Annotated in this window: 17 protein-coding genes; 5 read left to right on the top strand and 12 right to left on the bottom strand. The window is 68.4% G+C overall.

Annotation, left to right across the window (positions count from 1 at the left end; translation table 11 throughout):
• Positions 1–11: 11 nt before the first annotated feature.
• Entirely contained in the window at positions 12–461 is a 450-nt protein-coding gene (locus tag ACLML9_RS12045) for a MarR family winged helix-turn-helix transcriptional regulator (protein WP_411945592.1), read from the top strand.
• Positions 462–483: 22 nt separating this feature from the next.
• Here the strand turns inward: ACLML9_RS12045 and ACLML9_RS12040 are convergent, their stop codons facing one another.
• On the bottom strand, positions 484–1,239 hold the full coding sequence (locus tag ACLML9_RS12040; RefSeq protein WP_411945591.1) for an SDR family oxidoreductase: 756 nt from the start codon (positions 1,237–1,239) through the stop codon (positions 484–486).
• A 120-nt stretch (positions 1,240–1,359) separates the two neighbouring features.
• Positions 1,360–3,399 carry a hypothetical protein gene (locus ACLML9_RS12035; protein ID WP_411945590.1) on the bottom strand — a complete coding sequence of 680 codons (2,040 nt, stop codon included), beginning with the start codon at positions 3,397–3,399 and terminating at the stop codon, positions 1,360–1,362.
• 451 nt (positions 3,400–3,850) lie between these two features.
• On the opposite strand from ACLML9_RS12035, the gene ACLML9_RS12030 reads away from it, so the two are divergent.
• Positions 3,851–5,581 carry a sodium:solute symporter family protein gene (locus ACLML9_RS12030; RefSeq protein WP_411945589.1) on the top strand — a complete coding sequence of 577 codons (1,731 nt, stop codon included), beginning with the start codon at positions 3,851–3,853 and terminating at the stop codon, positions 5,579–5,581.
• A 10-nt stretch (positions 5,582–5,591) separates the two neighbouring features.
• A complete protein-coding gene (locus tag ACLML9_RS12025; protein ID WP_411945588.1) occupies positions 5,592–5,846 on the top strand; it encodes a hypothetical protein in 255 nt (84 codons plus the stop codon).
• Between the two features lie 296 nt (positions 5,847–6,142).
• On the opposite strand, the gene ACLML9_RS12020 is transcribed toward ACLML9_RS12025, so the two are convergent.
• The 6 genes from ACLML9_RS12020 to ACLML9_RS11995 all read right to left on the bottom strand — a co-directional run bounded on the left by ACLML9_RS12020 (position 6,143) and on the right by ACLML9_RS11995 (position 11,658).
• Positions 6,143–6,643, bottom strand: coding sequence for a L,D-transpeptidase (locus ACLML9_RS12020; RefSeq protein ID WP_411945587.1), 501 nt, complete (start codon positions 6,641–6,643; stop codon positions 6,143–6,145).
• A 176-nt stretch (positions 6,644–6,819) separates the two neighbouring features.
• The gene (locus ACLML9_RS12015; RefSeq protein WP_411945586.1) at positions 6,820–8,118 is read right to left on the bottom strand and encodes a hypothetical protein; all 1,299 of its coding nucleotides are present in this window, start codon (positions 8,116–8,118) and stop codon (positions 6,820–6,822) included.
• The gene (locus tag ACLML9_RS12010; RefSeq protein ID WP_063035918.1) at positions 8,115–8,339 is read right to left on the bottom strand and encodes a hypothetical protein; all 225 of its coding nucleotides are present in this window, start codon (positions 8,337–8,339) and stop codon (positions 8,115–8,117) included. The genes ACLML9_RS12015 and ACLML9_RS12010 overlap by 4 nt, the downstream gene beginning before the upstream one ends.
• 357 nt (positions 8,340–8,696) lie before the next feature.
• Positions 8,697–9,671, bottom strand: a complete 975-nt coding sequence (locus ACLML9_RS12005) for an alpha/beta hydrolase (RefSeq protein ID WP_411945585.1) — start codon at positions 9,669–9,671, stop codon at positions 8,697–8,699.
• Entirely contained in the window at positions 9,668–10,315 is a 648-nt protein-coding gene (locus ACLML9_RS12000) for a TetR/AcrR family transcriptional regulator (protein ID WP_411945584.1), read from the bottom strand. The genes ACLML9_RS12005 and ACLML9_RS12000 overlap by 4 nt, the downstream gene beginning before the upstream one ends.
• Positions 10,312–11,658 (bottom strand): flavin-containing monooxygenase, encoded by a 1,347-nt coding sequence (locus ACLML9_RS11995; protein ID WP_411945583.1) that lies wholly within the window; start codon positions 11,656–11,658, stop codon positions 10,312–10,314. The genes ACLML9_RS12000 and ACLML9_RS11995 overlap by 4 nt, the downstream gene beginning before the upstream one ends.
• A 174-nt stretch (positions 11,659–11,832) precedes the next feature.
• Between ACLML9_RS11995 and ACLML9_RS11990 the strand changes: the two genes are divergently transcribed.
• On the top strand, positions 11,833–12,873 hold the full coding sequence (locus ACLML9_RS11990; protein ID WP_411945582.1) for an NAD(P)-dependent alcohol dehydrogenase: 1,041 nt from the start codon (positions 11,833–11,835) through the stop codon (positions 12,871–12,873).
• A gap of 6 nt (positions 12,874–12,879) precedes the next feature.
• Here ACLML9_RS11990 and ACLML9_RS11985 read toward each other — a convergent pair whose 3' ends face one another.
• The gene (locus ACLML9_RS11985) at positions 12,880–13,359 is read right to left on the bottom strand and encodes a nuclear transport factor 2 family protein (protein ID WP_411945581.1); all 480 of its coding nucleotides are present in this window, start codon (positions 13,357–13,359) and stop codon (positions 12,880–12,882) included.
• Between the two features lie 178 nt (positions 13,360–13,537).
• On the opposite strand from ACLML9_RS11985, the gene ACLML9_RS11980 reads away from it, so the two are divergent.
• The gene (locus ACLML9_RS11980) at positions 13,538–14,077 is read left to right on the top strand and encodes a mycothiol transferase (RefSeq protein WP_411945580.1); all 540 of its coding nucleotides are present in this window, start codon (positions 13,538–13,540) and stop codon (positions 14,075–14,077) included.
• A gap of 32 nt (positions 14,078–14,109) precedes the next feature.
• On the opposite strand, the gene ACLML9_RS11975 is transcribed toward ACLML9_RS11980, so the two are convergent.
• The 3 genes from ACLML9_RS11975 to ACLML9_RS11965 form a co-directional block, all read right to left on the bottom strand.
• Positions 14,110–14,928: an RNA polymerase sigma factor SigF gene (locus ACLML9_RS11975; protein ID WP_411945579.1), complete on the bottom strand. Its 819-nt coding sequence runs from the start codon at positions 14,926–14,928 to the stop codon at positions 14,110–14,112.
• On the bottom strand, positions 14,918–15,307 hold the full coding sequence (locus ACLML9_RS11970; protein WP_411945578.1) for an ATP-binding protein: 390 nt from the start codon (positions 15,305–15,307) through the stop codon (positions 14,918–14,920). Before ACLML9_RS11970 ends, ACLML9_RS11975 begins: the two co-directional genes overlap by 11 nt.
• Before the next feature lie 251 nt (positions 15,308–15,558).
• The coding region (locus ACLML9_RS11965; protein ID WP_411945577.1) for an ANTAR domain-containing protein at positions 15,559–15,926 on the bottom strand (368 nt) is incomplete at its 5' end.

Raw genomic sequence — 15,926 nt, 5'->3', positions numbered from 1 at the left:
GTCCGGGCACCGTGCAGAATCCCGAACAGCAGCTGTTCAGCACGGCCGCCATCACCTCGTTCCGGCTCAACGGCCAGTTCCTGGCGATCGCCGAGAACCTGGCCGGGCCGGCCGGTCTCACCGCCGCCTGGTGGCAGGTGCTGGGCGCCGTGCTGCACGAACCACTCCCGGTGGCCGGCATCGCCCGGGCGATGGGCGTCACCCGGCAGGGGGTGCAGCGGATCGCCGACCTGCTGGTGGAACGCGGCCTCGCGGAATACCGGCCGAACCCGGCGCACCGCCGCGCCAAACTGGTCGCGATCACCGACGCCGGGCATGCCGCCGTGGCCCGCATCACGCCGCGGCACGCAGAGTTCGCCGCCCGGCTCACCGCCGAACTCGGTATCGAGCGCCTGACCGAGATCGTGGCCGCGCTCACCGACCTCTCCACGGCCGCGGCAGTGCTCGAGCGGCCGGAATGAACCGGCCCGCGCACGGGAGCGCTCAGACTCCGGCCAGCCGGCGCACGATGGACAGCGGCAGCACCTTCATCGCGTAGGCCAGCGGCACCCACGGCCACGCCGGGCAGTAGGCCTTGAACCTCCGCTTCTCGATCGCCGACACCATGGAGCGGACGCCGGTGCGGGTATCGACCAGGAAGGTGGGCGGATGCGCGGCCTTGTCGTTCATCTCCGAAGCGATATAACCCGGGTAGACGATCGAGACGTCCACACCGGGGACCCGTTCCGCGGCGATACCCTCGGCCAGCGCGGCCACGCCGGCCTTGCTCGCGGCATAGGCGGTCATCGCCTTGGGCATACCGCGTACCGCGGAGATCGAGGAGATCACCACGAGGTGACCGCCACCCTGCGCACGGAAGATCTTCATGGCCGCCTCCATCTGGGCCATGGCGCCGAGGAAATTGGTCTGGACGGTCTGCCGGTTGGGGCGGTCACCACCCTTCCCGAACGGCACCCCCTTGCCGAGGCCGGCATTGACGATCACCCGGTCGATCCGGCCGAGCTCGGCGGCGAACCGGTCGAACACCTTCGGTACGGCATCGAAATCGGTGACATCCAGCGCCGCGACCCGCACCTCGACCCGAGGATGGGCCGCCGCGATCTCCGCCGCGAGTTCGTCGAGGCGCTCGGTGCGGCGCGCGCAGAGGGCCAGATCGTAGCCGAGAGCGGCGAACTGCCGGGCCATTTCGGCGCCCAGGCCGGAACTCGCGCCGGTGATGAGGATCGAACCAGTGCCCACTGTGCTGAATCTCCTGGGGTCGGGCCGCCACCGGGACCGGGGCGGCGATGATCGGCGGGTGTCCCGAGCCTAACGGCTACGAGGGCGCCTGCCCGCAGTTCGGCACCGGAGCGGCCGCGCTCAGCGAGCGGCCCGGATCCGCTCGGACGCCGGTACCACGAACGGTGCGAGGGCCTGCTCGATCTGCTGATGGGAGGGCCGGCTGTACCGGCGTCCCGGTAGTCCGTCCTCGGGCGCGCCGGTGGCCGCGCGGCACGGATCCGGTTCCGCTACGGCGGGATCGGTACCGTACCGGTCGCCGGTGACCTCCATCGCGGCCAGCCGTTTACCGGTTCGGGCCTCGTACACCGTGAGGCGATAGACCGCCGTGAAGAGGTTGAGGGTCCGGCCCACGGGCTGCCCGGGCGCAGGCGGGTACTGGCAGGTGTGTACGAGTTCCCCACGGCGTTCCCGGTCCACACACGCCACCAGCTGCACCGCGCCGGAATCGATCGGACGCCATACCGCGGAGGGCCCGAACGCGGTGTAGTCGGGCAGTTCCCCGCCGAGATACACCGGGCTGGGTCCGGCCGCCGAATAGGGTGCGGCGGCGGGATTCCCCTCGCCCCCGCCGCACAGCGCACCGTATTCGGTCACATCGAACCGGGCGAACCCGGAGGCCGCGAAAACCGTTGCCGCCACGGCCGCGATCGCCACCCCGGCCAGCCCCAGCGCCACCGGATACCACAGGTCCTTCCCGCGGCGCGCCGGTTTGCCGTAGGCGCGACCCTCCCAGGGCTCCCGCGGTGGCCGGGCAGCCAGGTGCGGACCCGCCGCCGTCCGGCGTGCACGCACCGGGATCTCCCGCAGCCCGGCGAGACCCCGCCGCACCCGGGCCGGAACACGGTCACCGCTGCGGTGGCCGTGATCGGAATCGGGGGCGGCCGTATCGGCGAAGTCCCGGCCGCCGCGCCCGGGCGAGCGGGACCCGATACGGGCGGAACCGTCCGGATCGCGGTCCGCCGGCGACCCGGCGAATCCGCGCGCCACCGCCGGCCCCGGCGCAGCCTGTTCGCCGGGATCCGCCGCGACGTCGCGGTATCGGACCGCAGGCGAGGCAGATTCGGCCGGACCCTGTCCCTGGCCACTACCCCCGGCACCGAGCCGGCTGCGCAGCACCGAGCGCACCGGAGTAGGGCCCGATTCCGCGCGGAAGTCGCTCGCTTCCCCGGTCTCACGTATCGGCCCCGCCTCCGGCACAGCGGGCGCAGCCGTGGCGCTCCCGTACTCGGCCGTGGCAGCCGCCGGACCACGGCTCTCGACCGCTACCACCGGCGAGCCGGTCTGTCCCCCCGGCTCCGGGCCGGTCTCCCGGTTCGAGGCCTCGAGCCGCTGCCGTGGCTCCGCAGCCGCGCCACCGGAACCACCTTCGTCCCGCCCTCGGCCGGTATCCGCGCCCCCGACACCCGGTTCCCCCACGGCCGGGCGCCCGGCACGGCGCTCCGCCCCGGCATCCGCCCCGGAAACCCGCTGATCCGAGTCGGTGCGGGCACCAGCCGCGGTACCCGCGGCCCGCCTACCTGCCGAGCTCGCCGGCTCCGAGGATGCGTCCGACGTGGCACGAATACCGGCGGCGCTACCGGGCGCGAAGAAGAACCCCTCCTCCTCGAGCGCGTCCGGATCGGGCAGATACCGTGGCGCTCCCAGGATCTCGAAGGCCCGCGCGATGTCCTCGCCGCGCCAGCGCACCGGCCCCACGGCCGCATGTTCGAAATACTCCGCCAAGCCCTCGGAGCGCCCGATCCGGACCAGGACGGTCTCGATGCCGTCCACCGGCGGAGGCGGCGTCCAGGTAATCCGTGAGCCGGTCTTGGGGATCAGCACTACGAGTACATCGATATCTTCGGACAGCCCGTGCCGCCGGAAGAGCGCAGCCAGCTCGCTGCGCACTTTGCGCCCACGCAGTATGGGATTCGGCGCGGACTTCCCGATGCGCAGATCCGCGACACCGTCGCCGATCTGCCAGCGTCCGGTGGGGCCGGTGGTGAGCACACCGTGCTGGACCGAACCGAAATCGGCCAGTACCACCAGGGTGCAGGCGTACGGCGTCCAGACCAGCAGGTCGGTGTCCGGCGCGGCCCGGCGGCGCGAACGCGGTTGCGGCGAACCGAGCAGTGCCACACCGCCCATCCGCTCGGCGCCCGGACCCCAATCGGATATGAGTCGCCGGACAAAACGTTGAACACTCGACACTTCGGTGCTCTGCACGCGTACAATCACGGCGACCCCTACTTCGGTGACCACGAAACCCGCGCACACCACAGCGGCGCCAGGGACATCTGAAATTCCCTGGCGCACAGTGCGATTGAATGCGCCGCCGTCCATGGTAGCAACACCTGGGACGGCGCACGAGAGCCTGCGCCCGCACCACCGTGCTCGCAGTCGGGCGAAGACCGGCCACCGGGACTCGTACCCACGGACACGCCCGATTCCGCCGGACAGCACCCGGACGGCCGTCCAGCGCGGTACGTTTTATACACCAGAGCCGGTCTGGTAGTGCGGCCAGCCATCGGTAGAAGCGATGACGCGAGCTGCGCGCGGTTGTCCGGGACCGCTTCGAGGAGAACGTCGTATGTCGCAGCGCGAGCTATCCCACGAGGTCGTTACATTGTTCGCGGAAGGCGAGGTACTGCGGCTCGACGCCCAGCCCGTCGACTACGCGATCGTCGCCCTCTATTTCGTCTTCGTCCTCGGTATCGGGCTACTGGCCCGGCAGCGGGTGTCGTCGAGTATGGACTTCTTCCTCTCCGGACGGTCCCTACCGGCCTGGGTCACCGGGCTCGCGTTCATCTCGGCCAACCTCGGCGCGGTAGAGATCATGGGTATGTCGGCCAACGGCGCCGAATACGGTTTCCCCGCCTTCCACTACTTCTGGATCGGCGCCGTCCCGGCCATGCTCTTCCTGGGTGTGGTGATGATGCCGTTCTACTACGGCTCCAAGGTGCGCAGCGTGCCGGAGTTCATGCGCCGCCGCTTCGGCACCGGCGCACATCTGGTGAACGCGCTCAGTTTCGCGGTGGCCCAGGTCCTCATCGCCGGGGTCAACCTCTACCTGCTCGGCACCATCCTCAATGTCCTGCTGGGCTGGCCGCTGTGGGTCGCGGTGATCGCGGCGGCGATCATCGTGCTCTCCTACATCACCCTGGGCGGATTGTCGGCGGCGATCTACAACGAGGTGCTGCAATTCTTCGTCATCGTGGCCGCCCTGCTCCCACTCACCCTGATCGGGCTGCACCGGGTCGGCGGCTGGGACGGATTGCAGGACAAAGTGGCCGCTTCCCCCGGCGGCCCCGAACAGCTGGACTCCTGGCCGGGTAACGCGCTGTCGGGCTTCGCCAACGATTTCCTGTCCATCCTCGGCATCGTGTTCGGTCTCGGATTCGTGCTCTCGTTCGGGTACTGGACCACCAACTTCGTCGAAGTGCAGCGCGCCCTGGCCACCCATTCCATCGCCGCCGCGCGCCGCACCCCGATCATCGGCGCGTACCCGAAGATCCTCATTCCGCTCATCGTCATCATCCCCGGCATGATCAGCGCGGTGCTGGTCCCGCAGATGGCCCAGTACAAAGCGGCGGTCACCGCGAACCCGGATGTGGAAAGCGACGTCACCTACAACCAGGCGCTGCTCTATCTGATGAAGGATGTCCTGCCCAACGGTCTGCTCGGGGTGGGCCTGGCCGGTCTGCTCGCCGCGTTCATGGCCGGTATGGCGGCCAACGTCTCGGCGTTCAACACGGTGTTCAGTATCGACCTGTGGCAGCAGTACGTGGTCAAGGACAAATCCGACGGCTACTACCTGCGGGTGGGCCGGCTGGCCACGGTAGGCGCCACCATCGCCGCGATCTTCACCGCGTTCATCGCCGGCGGGTTCAGCAACATCATGGACTACCTGCAGACGCTGTTCAGTTTCTTCAACGCGCCCCTGTTCGCCACCTTCATCCTGGGCATGTTCTGGAAACGGATGACCCCCACGGCCGGTTGGACCGGTCTGGTGGCCGGTACCGCGGTGGCGGTGACCATCTTCGTGCTGAACAAGATGGAGGTGTTCTCGCTCTCGGGCCAGGGCGTCAGCTTCGTCGCCGCCGGCGCGGCCTTTGTGGTGGATATCCTGGTCAGCGTGGCCGTGACGCTGGTGACCGCACCGAAACCGGCCGCCGAGCTGGTCGGGCTGGTCTACTCGGAGACACCGCGCGAACTGCGCACGGACCCCGAGGCCGCCACCCTGCCCTGGTATCAGCGCCCGGTCCTGCTGGCGGGTATCGCGCTGGTGCTCGTGATCGTCCTCAATATCGTCACCGGATAGGACAACCATCGTGCTCTTCGATATCCGCACCATTGTGGGCAGCCTGCTCGGCCTCTACGGCATCATCCTGGTGATCACCGGACTCGTTCACGACACAGTCGACGAGCAGGCCAAGACCGGCGGTATCAATGTGAACCTGTGGGCGGGCCTGGCCCTGGTGGTGGTCGCCGCGGCCTTCGTGACCTGGGCGCTACTGCGCCCAGTGGCGGTCGACCGGCCCGATCGGGAATCGGCGGAGGACAGCACCCCGGCCGGCGCCGACTGAGTCGGCGGACGCCGGGCAGCCCAAAAGCCCGTCCGCTGCCGAGCGGGCGGGCTGTGACACGGACCGGCGGCAGCTCAGTCCGGCAGACCCAGCGCGAAGCCGATCGCGATGAGCACACAACTGATGACGGCGACCACGACTATGACAAACACTGTGTAAGCCTCTCTGGGGAATGTGACAGCATCTCTGACACAGCCACGATGATCCACATGGGGCCAGCGTACGAAACCGGACGCGTGACCCGGGGACCGGGTCGCCGGTCCGGGCACCGCGGCCCGGACCGGATCGGCCGGAGATCAGGGCACGACCTCGACCACATCACCCGGGTTCAGGTAGTGGTAGACCGCGACGGCACCGGGTTCGGTCAGCCGGATGCACCCGTGCGATTTGTGTTCCACCGGCCCGATGTGGAACGCGATATCGCCGTTGAAGAAGACCGCGTAGTGCATCGGGGCGTTGTGCATGGTGCTCCAGTGGTACAGCTCTTTGAACGCCACGTGGAAGACACCGGGCGGGGTCTCGTAGCCCTGCATGCCGTGCGACATCGGCGTCGGCCCGTAGACGACGTTGCCGTCGTCCATCAACCAGACCTCGTTGCTGGACAGCCGCAGGCAGGCCCGGGCCGCCGGTGAGCAGGGCGCCTGGGTCGGGATGATGGCCGGTGCACCGGGCACATCCGGCCCGTTCGGCCAGAGTGGATCGGCCGGCGCGGGCGCTGTGGGCGCCAGCGCGGCCGCCGCGATACCGGCGAGTACGGCCGTACGGCATATCCGATGGAGGAACTGTCCATTGCTCATCTCGTGCCGACCTCTTTTCGTCGATTTGCCGCCGCATCCGGCGAGGGATAGCAAATTCCGAGCGAAATCAGAGACCTACACGAAGGTAACCGAATATGCCGGGCTGTGGGTAACAATTACCGTAGACGCGCCGAAATGGGGCGTGGTCCGGCGATTGCCCGGCAACCCTCACCCACTCAGGCGACACTCCAGCTATCGGGGGTCGGGCCGCGGCGCCGCCCACGTCGCCGGCGCTGGTAGAACACCTCCTCCACCGAGATGTTGGGCACTTCCTCGACGATCCCGGCCAGTCGCGCGTCCAGCCGGAGCTCGGCGATCCGCCGGTGCAGCCCGGCTCGCCGTTCCGCCGGCAACCCCGCCCAGATCGCGCCGATCCGGCGCTGCGAGGGGTGGTCGGCGAGAGCCACCAGCCTGAGCAGTTCCGGCCAGAGGTCGTCGGCGTTGGCTATCTCCGGCAGCTCGGCGATCCGCTCCACCGGCATCCGCACCAGCAGGCCGACGATATAGCGCTGCACATCGGGATGGCTGCGTTCGGCCAGCAGCAGCAGACCCCGCCACGGCGCGGGATAGAACGCGATCACCAGGGATTCGATGATCGCGGTGAGCGCGGCGTTATTGGCGAAGATCGGGTTCATCGCCATCCGCTGCAGAGCCGGGTGGCCGAGTTTCGAAACGAAGGTCATCAGTTCCGGCGCCGCGCCCTTCTGGATGACATGGGCGGCGAGTTTGCCCAGCGCCTCCGGACTGGCGATCGCGAGCAGGATGTCCCCGATCTCGGACACCACGTCGCGGGAAGCGCGCGACATCACCGAGATCGCCGCCTCCTTCAATTCCGGCGAACCGGCCAGCACCGTCTCCATCATTCGCGGGATCCGTCTCGACCGGCCGTCCAGCAACTGGCGCAGTATGTTGCTGATCGCGGGCGCGGAGTACGCGTAGGCGGCGGAGAAGATGATGCCCTCGTCGTCGAGCGTCCCGTGCTCGACCGCCTCGACGAATTTCGGTTTGGCATATTCGAGAAACGGCCCGACAGTGATGTGGTCCTTGCGGCGCAGGACCTCGTTCACGATGGCGACCAACGGCTCGGAGGCCATGATGTCGCCCAGTTCGCCGAGTGCCTTGGGATCCACATACGGGGTACAGTCCGCGGCGTACTCCGTTTTGAGCATGGTGAGCGTCTCGGCGGCCGCATCGGGGTATTCGACGCCGACCGCTCCGGCCGCGCGACCGGTCATCATGGGCGGCACGATCCGCTGGACCAGGGGCAGCGACACCGTGAGGGGAATGATCGGGATCAGGCGCCCGATCCGTTTGAACATCTCGCCGTGGAACTCGAAGATCCGGCCCGACATCCGCTGCTCGAGTTCGTGCAGATGTTCGGCGCCCAGTCGTTCGAGGTAGGCGATACGTTCGACAGGCACGTGTAGCGTGCGCGCGAGCAGGACCATCTGCGCGCGGGTGACCAGATCGCTCATCCTTCGAGTTTGTCCCCGAACATGATCCGGCGGGTGATCGTCCGGAACGGCGGGGGGAAGAACCGGATCATTCCGTTGACGGCTTCGATGAGCAGGTCCTTCTCCTGTTGCTGGGCACTGCGGAACAATCCGAGCAGATCCTCGATCTCGGAGTCGGAGAGCATTTCCGACGCGGCAGTGGGTCCGTTCAGTTCGCGGACGAGTTCGGTTTTGGCACTCATTCTGCTCCTGTGTATCGATCAGGGGCCGGCAGCCGCGACAACCACCGCCGACACCGGATATTACCCGCCCGACGATATGCCGAATCGTCGTGAAGGTAAGGGCATTCACAACTGGTGTTATCTGCCTGCAATTTGTGCTGTCGCACACCGCCGGGGTGCCGCGAACGCTACCGCAGGCCGGTCCCGGGCCCGGCGGGCCGATGATCGGATGCGGCCCGGGCCTGCGATCCGAGCAGGTCAGGTGGCACCGCGTTACGCTCCGCGGATTCCGGGCCACCGGGGCCGGTGGGCGGTGAGAGCACTCACCCACCACCGGAATCCGGTATCGGCGACTCGCGGCCGGGGGCACGGCCCGTTCTACGCCGCCGCCAGATGCCGGCGCAGGAAAAGCAGCTGATGGGCCACGGCGGACTCGAAGAACGGATTGCCCGGCCAGATACCGAAGTGGTCGCAGGGGTAGTGGCGTACTTCGGCCCGTGCCGCGAACGCCGCCCGTGCCGCGGCGTGCGGCGGTGCGCCGCGATCGAAATCGGCGATCTGTACGAGGACGGGCAGGTTCAGCCCGGCGGCCGCCCGCGTGGGCCGATACCCGGGGAGCTGCCACAGCACACCCGCGTCGATGTCGTTGCGCCAGGTGGGTCCGGCGAGGGCGGTGTAGGAGTCGTAGTAGCCGTCCGACGTCAGCGCGGCGATCTCCCCGGGCCGGCCGACGAGCGGGATGAGCCCGGAACCGCCGAAGGCCGCGGCCAGCCCGGCCCGGGCGCCGCCGAACGCTCCCCGCAGTACTCCCGCGACACCGCTCTGCCGGGCCGCCAGGACTCCCGCCGCCCGGCCGTCGACCAGCGGAGTGACCGAGACGATTGCCGCGAGGGCGGCCCGGACGGCGGTCGAGTCGGCAGGTGTGGCGCCGGCGGCGGCACCGGCGGCGAATACATGACCGCCGGACAGCGACACACCCCACAGCACCACCCGGTGTGGGTCCACGCCCGGTAGTTGCGCGGCGGCCAGCACCGCGGCCCGGTAGTCGGCCAGCTGCTCCGACATCCGTACCCGCTGGCGCGGCCGGCCCCCACTCGCGCCGAAATAACGGAAATCGAAGGCGAGGACGTCGATCCCGGCCGCGGCGTAGGCCCGGGCGAACGGTTCGAGTCCGGAATCCTTGGTCCCGCCGAAACCGTGCGCCATGACCGCGACCGGGCGGCCGGACGGGCCCTCGAAGTCGGCGGACGTGGCGGGGAAATGCCAGGCGTGGCAGTCGGTGCCGCCGGAGCGGAAGGTCACGGTGGCCGCAACAGTGGTATCGGCCGGGCCCGGGGTATCGCGCAGGGTCATGAATCGTTCCTCGCTGTGATGGGTGCGGCAGGACCGGTGCCGTAGATCGACCGCAGCCAGACGGTGACCACCGACTCGATGTAGCGTTCCCGGTCCAGTTCCACATCGAAGGTCAATCGTTCGAGCAGGCGCTCGTTGAGCAGGAGCAGCACATCGGCGACGGCGGTGGCGTCACCGCCTGCCGGGGCGCGACCGGCGGCGCGTTCGGCGTCGATCATGGCCGCGATGGACGGGATGAAGGCCTGGCGGTCGGACTCCCACAGCTCGCGCACGCCCGGGGCACTGCGCGCGGCCAGCACCGCACCGTAGAGGTGGCGGTGGCGATCCCAGAACTCGACGAGTCCGCGGATGGTCCGCTCGATACGCTCGGCCGGTGCTCCCGCGCCGACGAGAATATCGTTGAGCGCGAAGACTTCCTCGTAGGTCTCCTCCAGCGCGGCCGCCACGGCCGCGGCCTTGTTCTCGAAGTAGAAGTAGAAGGCGGATCTGGTGAGCCCGGCACGCCGGGAGATCTCGGCGATATCGACGGCTTCGAGCTGCCCACCGTTATCGCGCAACAGTTCGTCCAGGGCCGCCAGCAGTGCGCTGCGCCGCCGATCGCCGCGCTGCGGGGCCCGGCGGTCGGTGCGCGACCGCGTGGTCATCCCGCCCGGCCCAGCGGAACCGGACCCCGCGCCCGGGCCCGGCGCAGCCCGGCGGGTAGTTCGGTGAGCCGCAGGTCCCGTTCGTAGACGAAGTAGTCCAGCTGCTGGGTGTGCCGGGGCCGGTCCACCACATGACCGGTGAACCGCTGCCGATCGGTTTCGATGACCCGGTGCATCGTCTCCACCGGCGGCGGGCGGTAGTGCCCGGCCGCGTATGCGGCCACCAGCCGCGCCTGGCATTCGACGAACGGGAACAGCGTGGGAAACGGCTGCGCGAACCCCACGAAGGCGAGATCGTCGATACCCGGTTTGAATATGCGCTTGTACAGGGAGATCCGATTGTCCGGAGCGCTGAGGAATTCCGGGTCGAAGAACGGGAAGGTGATGTTGTAACCGGTGCAGTAGATGATGACGTCGAAATCCTTCGCCGTCCCGTCCTCGAAATGCACCGTGGCACCGTCCAACCGGCTCACATCGGGTTTGGCGACCACATCACCGGAGCCGAGCCGCAGCGGCAGTTCCACCGATTGGGTGGGGTGGGCTTCGAAGAATTTGTGGTTCGGCGCGGGCAGGCCGTATTTCACCGGATCGCCGGAGACGAGCGGGGTGAAGATCTGGGTGATCTTGCGCTGCCAGGACAGCGGCACATAGGGCACGGTGCGGAAATAGCGGTCGGCCGGGGTACCGGCGAAATACTTGGGCACCACCCACGCACTCGACCGGGTCGACAGCCACACCTCGTTCTCCGTACTGCGGGAGGACAGTTCGACGGCGATATCGGCGGCACTGTTACCGATACCGACGATCAGGATGCGCTTGCCGTACAGATCCAGCGGGGTGCGCGGATCGATATAGGAGTGGGAGTGGATGGATGCTCCGGTGAACTCGCCGGGGAAGTCCGGGAAACGCGGATCCCAGTGGTGCCCGTTGGCGACCACGAGCAGATCGAACCGGCGGAGGTCACCGGCCCCGGTCTCGATATCCCAGCCACCGCCCGCGGCCGGGCGGGCGTGCTCGACGGCGGTGCCGAATTCGATGGCGCGTTTCAGGTCGAAGGCCGCGGCATAGCCCTCCAGGTACTCCTTGATGAGGGTGTGGTGCGGGAAGTCGGGGTAGGACTCCGGCATCGGATAGTCCCGGAAGGAGAGCTGGTACTTCGAAGTGTCGATATGCAGCGAGCGGTACGCGCTGGAGTGCCCGTTCGGATTGCCGAACGCCCAGTTTCCGCCGATGCGGTCGGAGGCTTCGAAGCAGGTGTACGGAATGCCGTAGTCGCCCAGCATCTTTCCGGTGGTCAGACCGCTGATACCCGCTCCGATGACGGCGACGGTGGGTTCGGGCATACGACCTCCTCGAGCACAATGCCGACGCAGTGGCCGACACGCCGGGTGATACCGGTCACAGGGACCCTAGGCATGGATTTGACAGGTGTCAATAAAAATCGACTCTTGTCAGCCCGCCGCGGAGCGGCCTAGTTTGTGAGACACGCCATAGTCGGCCGGAGCGGGAGGACACCCATGAGAGCGCTGCAACTCACCGAACCCGGCACTCTGGAAATACGTGAGGTCCCCACCCCCGAACCGGGTCCGGGCGAGCTGCTGATCCGGGTCGGCGCCGCCGGGATCTGCCACTCCGACCTGCATGTCCTCCATCTCCCCTTCAAGGTCCGCGAGGATCCGCTGACCCTCGGTCACGAGATCGCCGGCACCATCGCCGCGGTCGGCGACCAGGTCGCCGGCCGGACGACCGGCGAACGCGGTGTGGTGTATCTGTGCTGGTCGTGTGGGCACTGCCCGGAATGCGCGAGCGGTAACGAGAATGTGTGCCGGGCGGCCGGACGGGTCGCTATGCCGCCCTGTCCCGGGCTCGGGCCCGACGGCGGTATGGCCGAGTACGTGGCCGTCCCGGCCAACTCCTTCGTTCCCATCGGCGATATGGACTTCGTCGCCGCCGCACCGCTGGCCGACGCCGCGCTCACCAGCTACCACGCCATCCGCGGCGCCCGCGACCAGCTCTATCCCGGAGCCACGGCGGTGGTGATCGGAGCCGGCGGGCTCGGTCATGTCGGCATCCAGATCCTGCGGGCGATCACGCCGGTGCGGGTGATCGCGGTGGACACCGATCCGGACAAACTCGAACTGGCGGCGGAATGCGGTGCGCACGAAGGGCTCGCGGCCGACGCGGACACCGCGGCCCGGATCCTCGCCATGACCGGCGGCCGCGGCGCGGAAGCGGTATTCGATTTCGTCGGCGTGGACGCGACCGCGAAGCTCTCGGTCGAATCGGTCGGACCCAACGGGGCCTACCGGATGATCGGGTTGGGTGAGGGCGATCCCGGTATCACCGCGGGCCCCGCGGGCGGTCCGGGGCTGCCGTGGGGCGCGACGGTGCGGAAATCCTACGGCGGCACCAAACGCGACCTCATCGACAGTATCGCGCTGGCCCGGGAAGGCCGGATCGCCGCGCGCACCCGGCAGTTCCCGCTCGAGGAAGGCGCGCACGCCTACGAACTGCTCGAACAGGGCAGAATCCGGGGCCGCGCGGTCCTGGTGCCCTGACCGGGCTCATTTCGTGCCGGTCGCCCACATATTGCTGAGCAACGTATGACTGGGGGTATCGGCCAGCGACTGCGAGGATTCGTAGATCCGCACGTAGGAGGTGGCGTGGATACGCCAGATCCCGTCGGCGCCGCGTCGGTAGCGGTCGGTGTAGTACCCGGCACCGCGGATCAGCACACCGAGATCCGTGGCCAGTACCGTGTCCTCGAACAGCCAGCTACCGGTCGCGGTGTCGCCGTCGACGGTGATCTCCGGATGATTGGCCACATGGGTGGTGACGATGCCGGGGCCCATGTTCTCCCGCAGGAACCCGACCACCGCGTCGCGTCCGTCGAGGGTGAGCTCCTTGCCCATGGCGTGGGTGCCGTAGCGGGCTTCGATCTCCGGATCCAGCGTGGCGGCGAAATCGTCCCACTGCTTCAGATCCAGAGTGCGGAAGTACCGGTACTTGAGGCCGCGGAGAAGTTCAAGTGCCTGCAGATCCATGGAGCCACCTTGGCACGGTGACCCGAGTGCGGCAAGAACATGTTCTATTTTCTCGCCACGCCGACCTCCCGTTTGCGCGGCCCGGATCGTGGTACTGCGCCGATACCGGACGACAACTCGCGGTACCCGGTCCGTCGCGCCGGCGTTGCCGCGCTATCCACCAGCGACGGAGACAGCAATGAACAGTGCCGATCTACTCACCGACGCCTTCGATCGAATCCGCGGGGTGGTCCACGAAGCGGTGGACGGACTCGACGAGCAGGCCCTGACCCACCGTCTCGATCCGGCGGCCAATTCCATCGCGTGGCTGGTCTGGCATCTCACCCGGGTACAGGACGAGCATCTGGCGGAATTGCAGGCCACCGAATCGCTGTGGACGGGCCGCGGCTGGTTCGAGCGCTTCGACCTGCCGATCGACCGGGACGCCACCGGGTACGGCGACACCCCCGCCGAGGTGGCGCTGATCAGCGCTCCCCCCGAACTGCTCACCGGCTACCACGACGCCGTGCACGCGCGCACGGTCCGGTTCGTGGCCGCGCTGGACGACCGGGACCTCGACGCGATCGTCGACACGAACTGGGACCCGCCGGTCACCATGGGCGTACGCCTGGTCAGTGTGATCGCCGACGACCTCCAGCACGCGGGCCAGGCCGCTTTCGTCCGCGGCATCCTCTCCCGCGCTCCCGCCGACCGGACGGATCCGGCGGCGACCCGCTGACCCCGCTCCGGCCACCGGGCCGGACGCGCCGATCAGTCGCGCAGCGCCTGCTCCCGCAGCCAGCCGAGGGTGCGCGAGAGTATCCGGGAGATGTGCATCTGCGACACTCCCAGTTCCTCCGCGATCTGCGACTGGGTGCGGGATTCGAAGAACCGCATCCGCAACACCTGGCGCTCCCGCTCGGACAGCTCGTCGAGCAGGGGTTCGATCGCCAGGTAGTCCTCCAGCCAGCCGTAGGACGGCTCCTCGGCGCCCAGCGATTCCACCAGCGGCAATGCCGAGCTGTCGCCGTCGTCCCCGGTGGCGGGCGCGTCCAGCGAGGAGGCCTGGTAGGCGTTACCGGCGATGAGGGCCTGGGTCACCTCCACCACATCGATCTCGAGTTCGGCGGCGATCTCCTTGGCCCGCGGCACCCGCCCCAGCCGCTGCGAGAGGATCTCGATGGTGGGGCCCAGATTGAGCTGCAGTTCCTTGACCCGCCGCGGCACCCGGACCGACCAGGTGTTGTCACGGAAATGCCGGCGCACCTCGCCCATGATGGTCGGGACGGCGAAGGACAGGAACGACGAACCACGCGCGACGTCGAAACGGTCCACCGCGTTCACCAGGCCCAGCCGGGCCACCTGGAGCAGATCGTCGTAGTTCTCACCGCGCCCGGAGAACTTCCTGGCGATGTGCTCGGCCAGCGGCAGACACCGCCGCATGATCTCCGCGCGCAGTTCCGCGCGAGCGGGGTCGCCCTCGGCGAGGGCGACCGCTTTGCCGAACAACGGCTCGATATTGTCGTAACTGTCGTGGCCGCGGTGGCGGCGCGAAGGCCCGGGATCCGCCCGTATACCTTCACGCGCCATCCGCGCCTCCTCGGAACCAGCTGAACTCGACATCGGTCGGGTAACCACCACTCGCCACGTCGTAGGGATGCTGTTCCACGCTGACCGAGCGGGTCAGCGTCCGCACGATATGCCAGCCGAATCCCTCCTGATCGCGGAGCGAGTCGACCGCCGAGATCGAGGTTACGCGCACTGTCATGCGATGCTCGTCGTAATCGAAATCGCAGGTCAGACTCGAATCGGGAACAGCTGCCGCAATCAACGACGTAGCCACCTCATCGAGGGCGAGCCGGATATCGGTCACCTCGTCCAGACCGAAATCGGCGATCAGCGATACGGTCTCGGCCAGTGCGCGCAGCATCACCAGCTGCTCCTGCCGGGCCGGAATCCGAACGCCCACCGTCGTATCCGCCGATGTCGTATACACGGAATCGGAGACACTCTCCCCCATGCGCATCACCACCTCGTTCCTACCGCCCGCGCCCCGGCGGGCGGGGGGCGCCCGCCGGGCCCCGTCGGTGCCCGTGACCGTCGGTGACGCCGCGGTTCTCTTTCCTCGGATGTCGGCCTGATTGTCACATGCGCGCATACCCCGGCCGGAATCGCCGAAACCCCGCCCAGTTCACGTGTGGTCGATCCGCTCGTGGACGGTCAGCAGCAGGTGATCGAATTCGGTACGCAGTGCAGGCGCGGCGTAGTCCACCGTGGGCAGCTCGGCGACCAACCGGCGGCCAGCTCCCGGAGTTTGGTGTCGGTCTCCTGGGAGCGCCGGATCAGCACCCGGAACGCCTGGTCGGCGCTGAGCCCGTACACCACCATCAACGCGCCCTTGGCCTGCTCGATCACCGCTCGGGCCGCGTAGAGGCCCGGCAGCGTGTCCTGCAGAGCCTCCCCGCACAACTGCGAAACGCTCCCGATCGAGTCCGGTAATTCCTCGGTGACAGCGCCGTCTTCTCGTGACACGGCTCGAGTATCGACCGTGCCCGCACGGAAAGCGACCCCGCCCCGGCCGCTCGAGC

It is taken from the genome of Nocardia sp. NPDC002869, assembly GCF_046764065.1.
Classification (GTDB): domain Bacteria; phylum Actinomycetota; class Actinomycetes; order Mycobacteriales; family Mycobacteriaceae; genus Nocardia; species Nocardia rhamnosiphila.
This window is presented reverse-complemented; position numbering and strand designations above follow the sequence as displayed.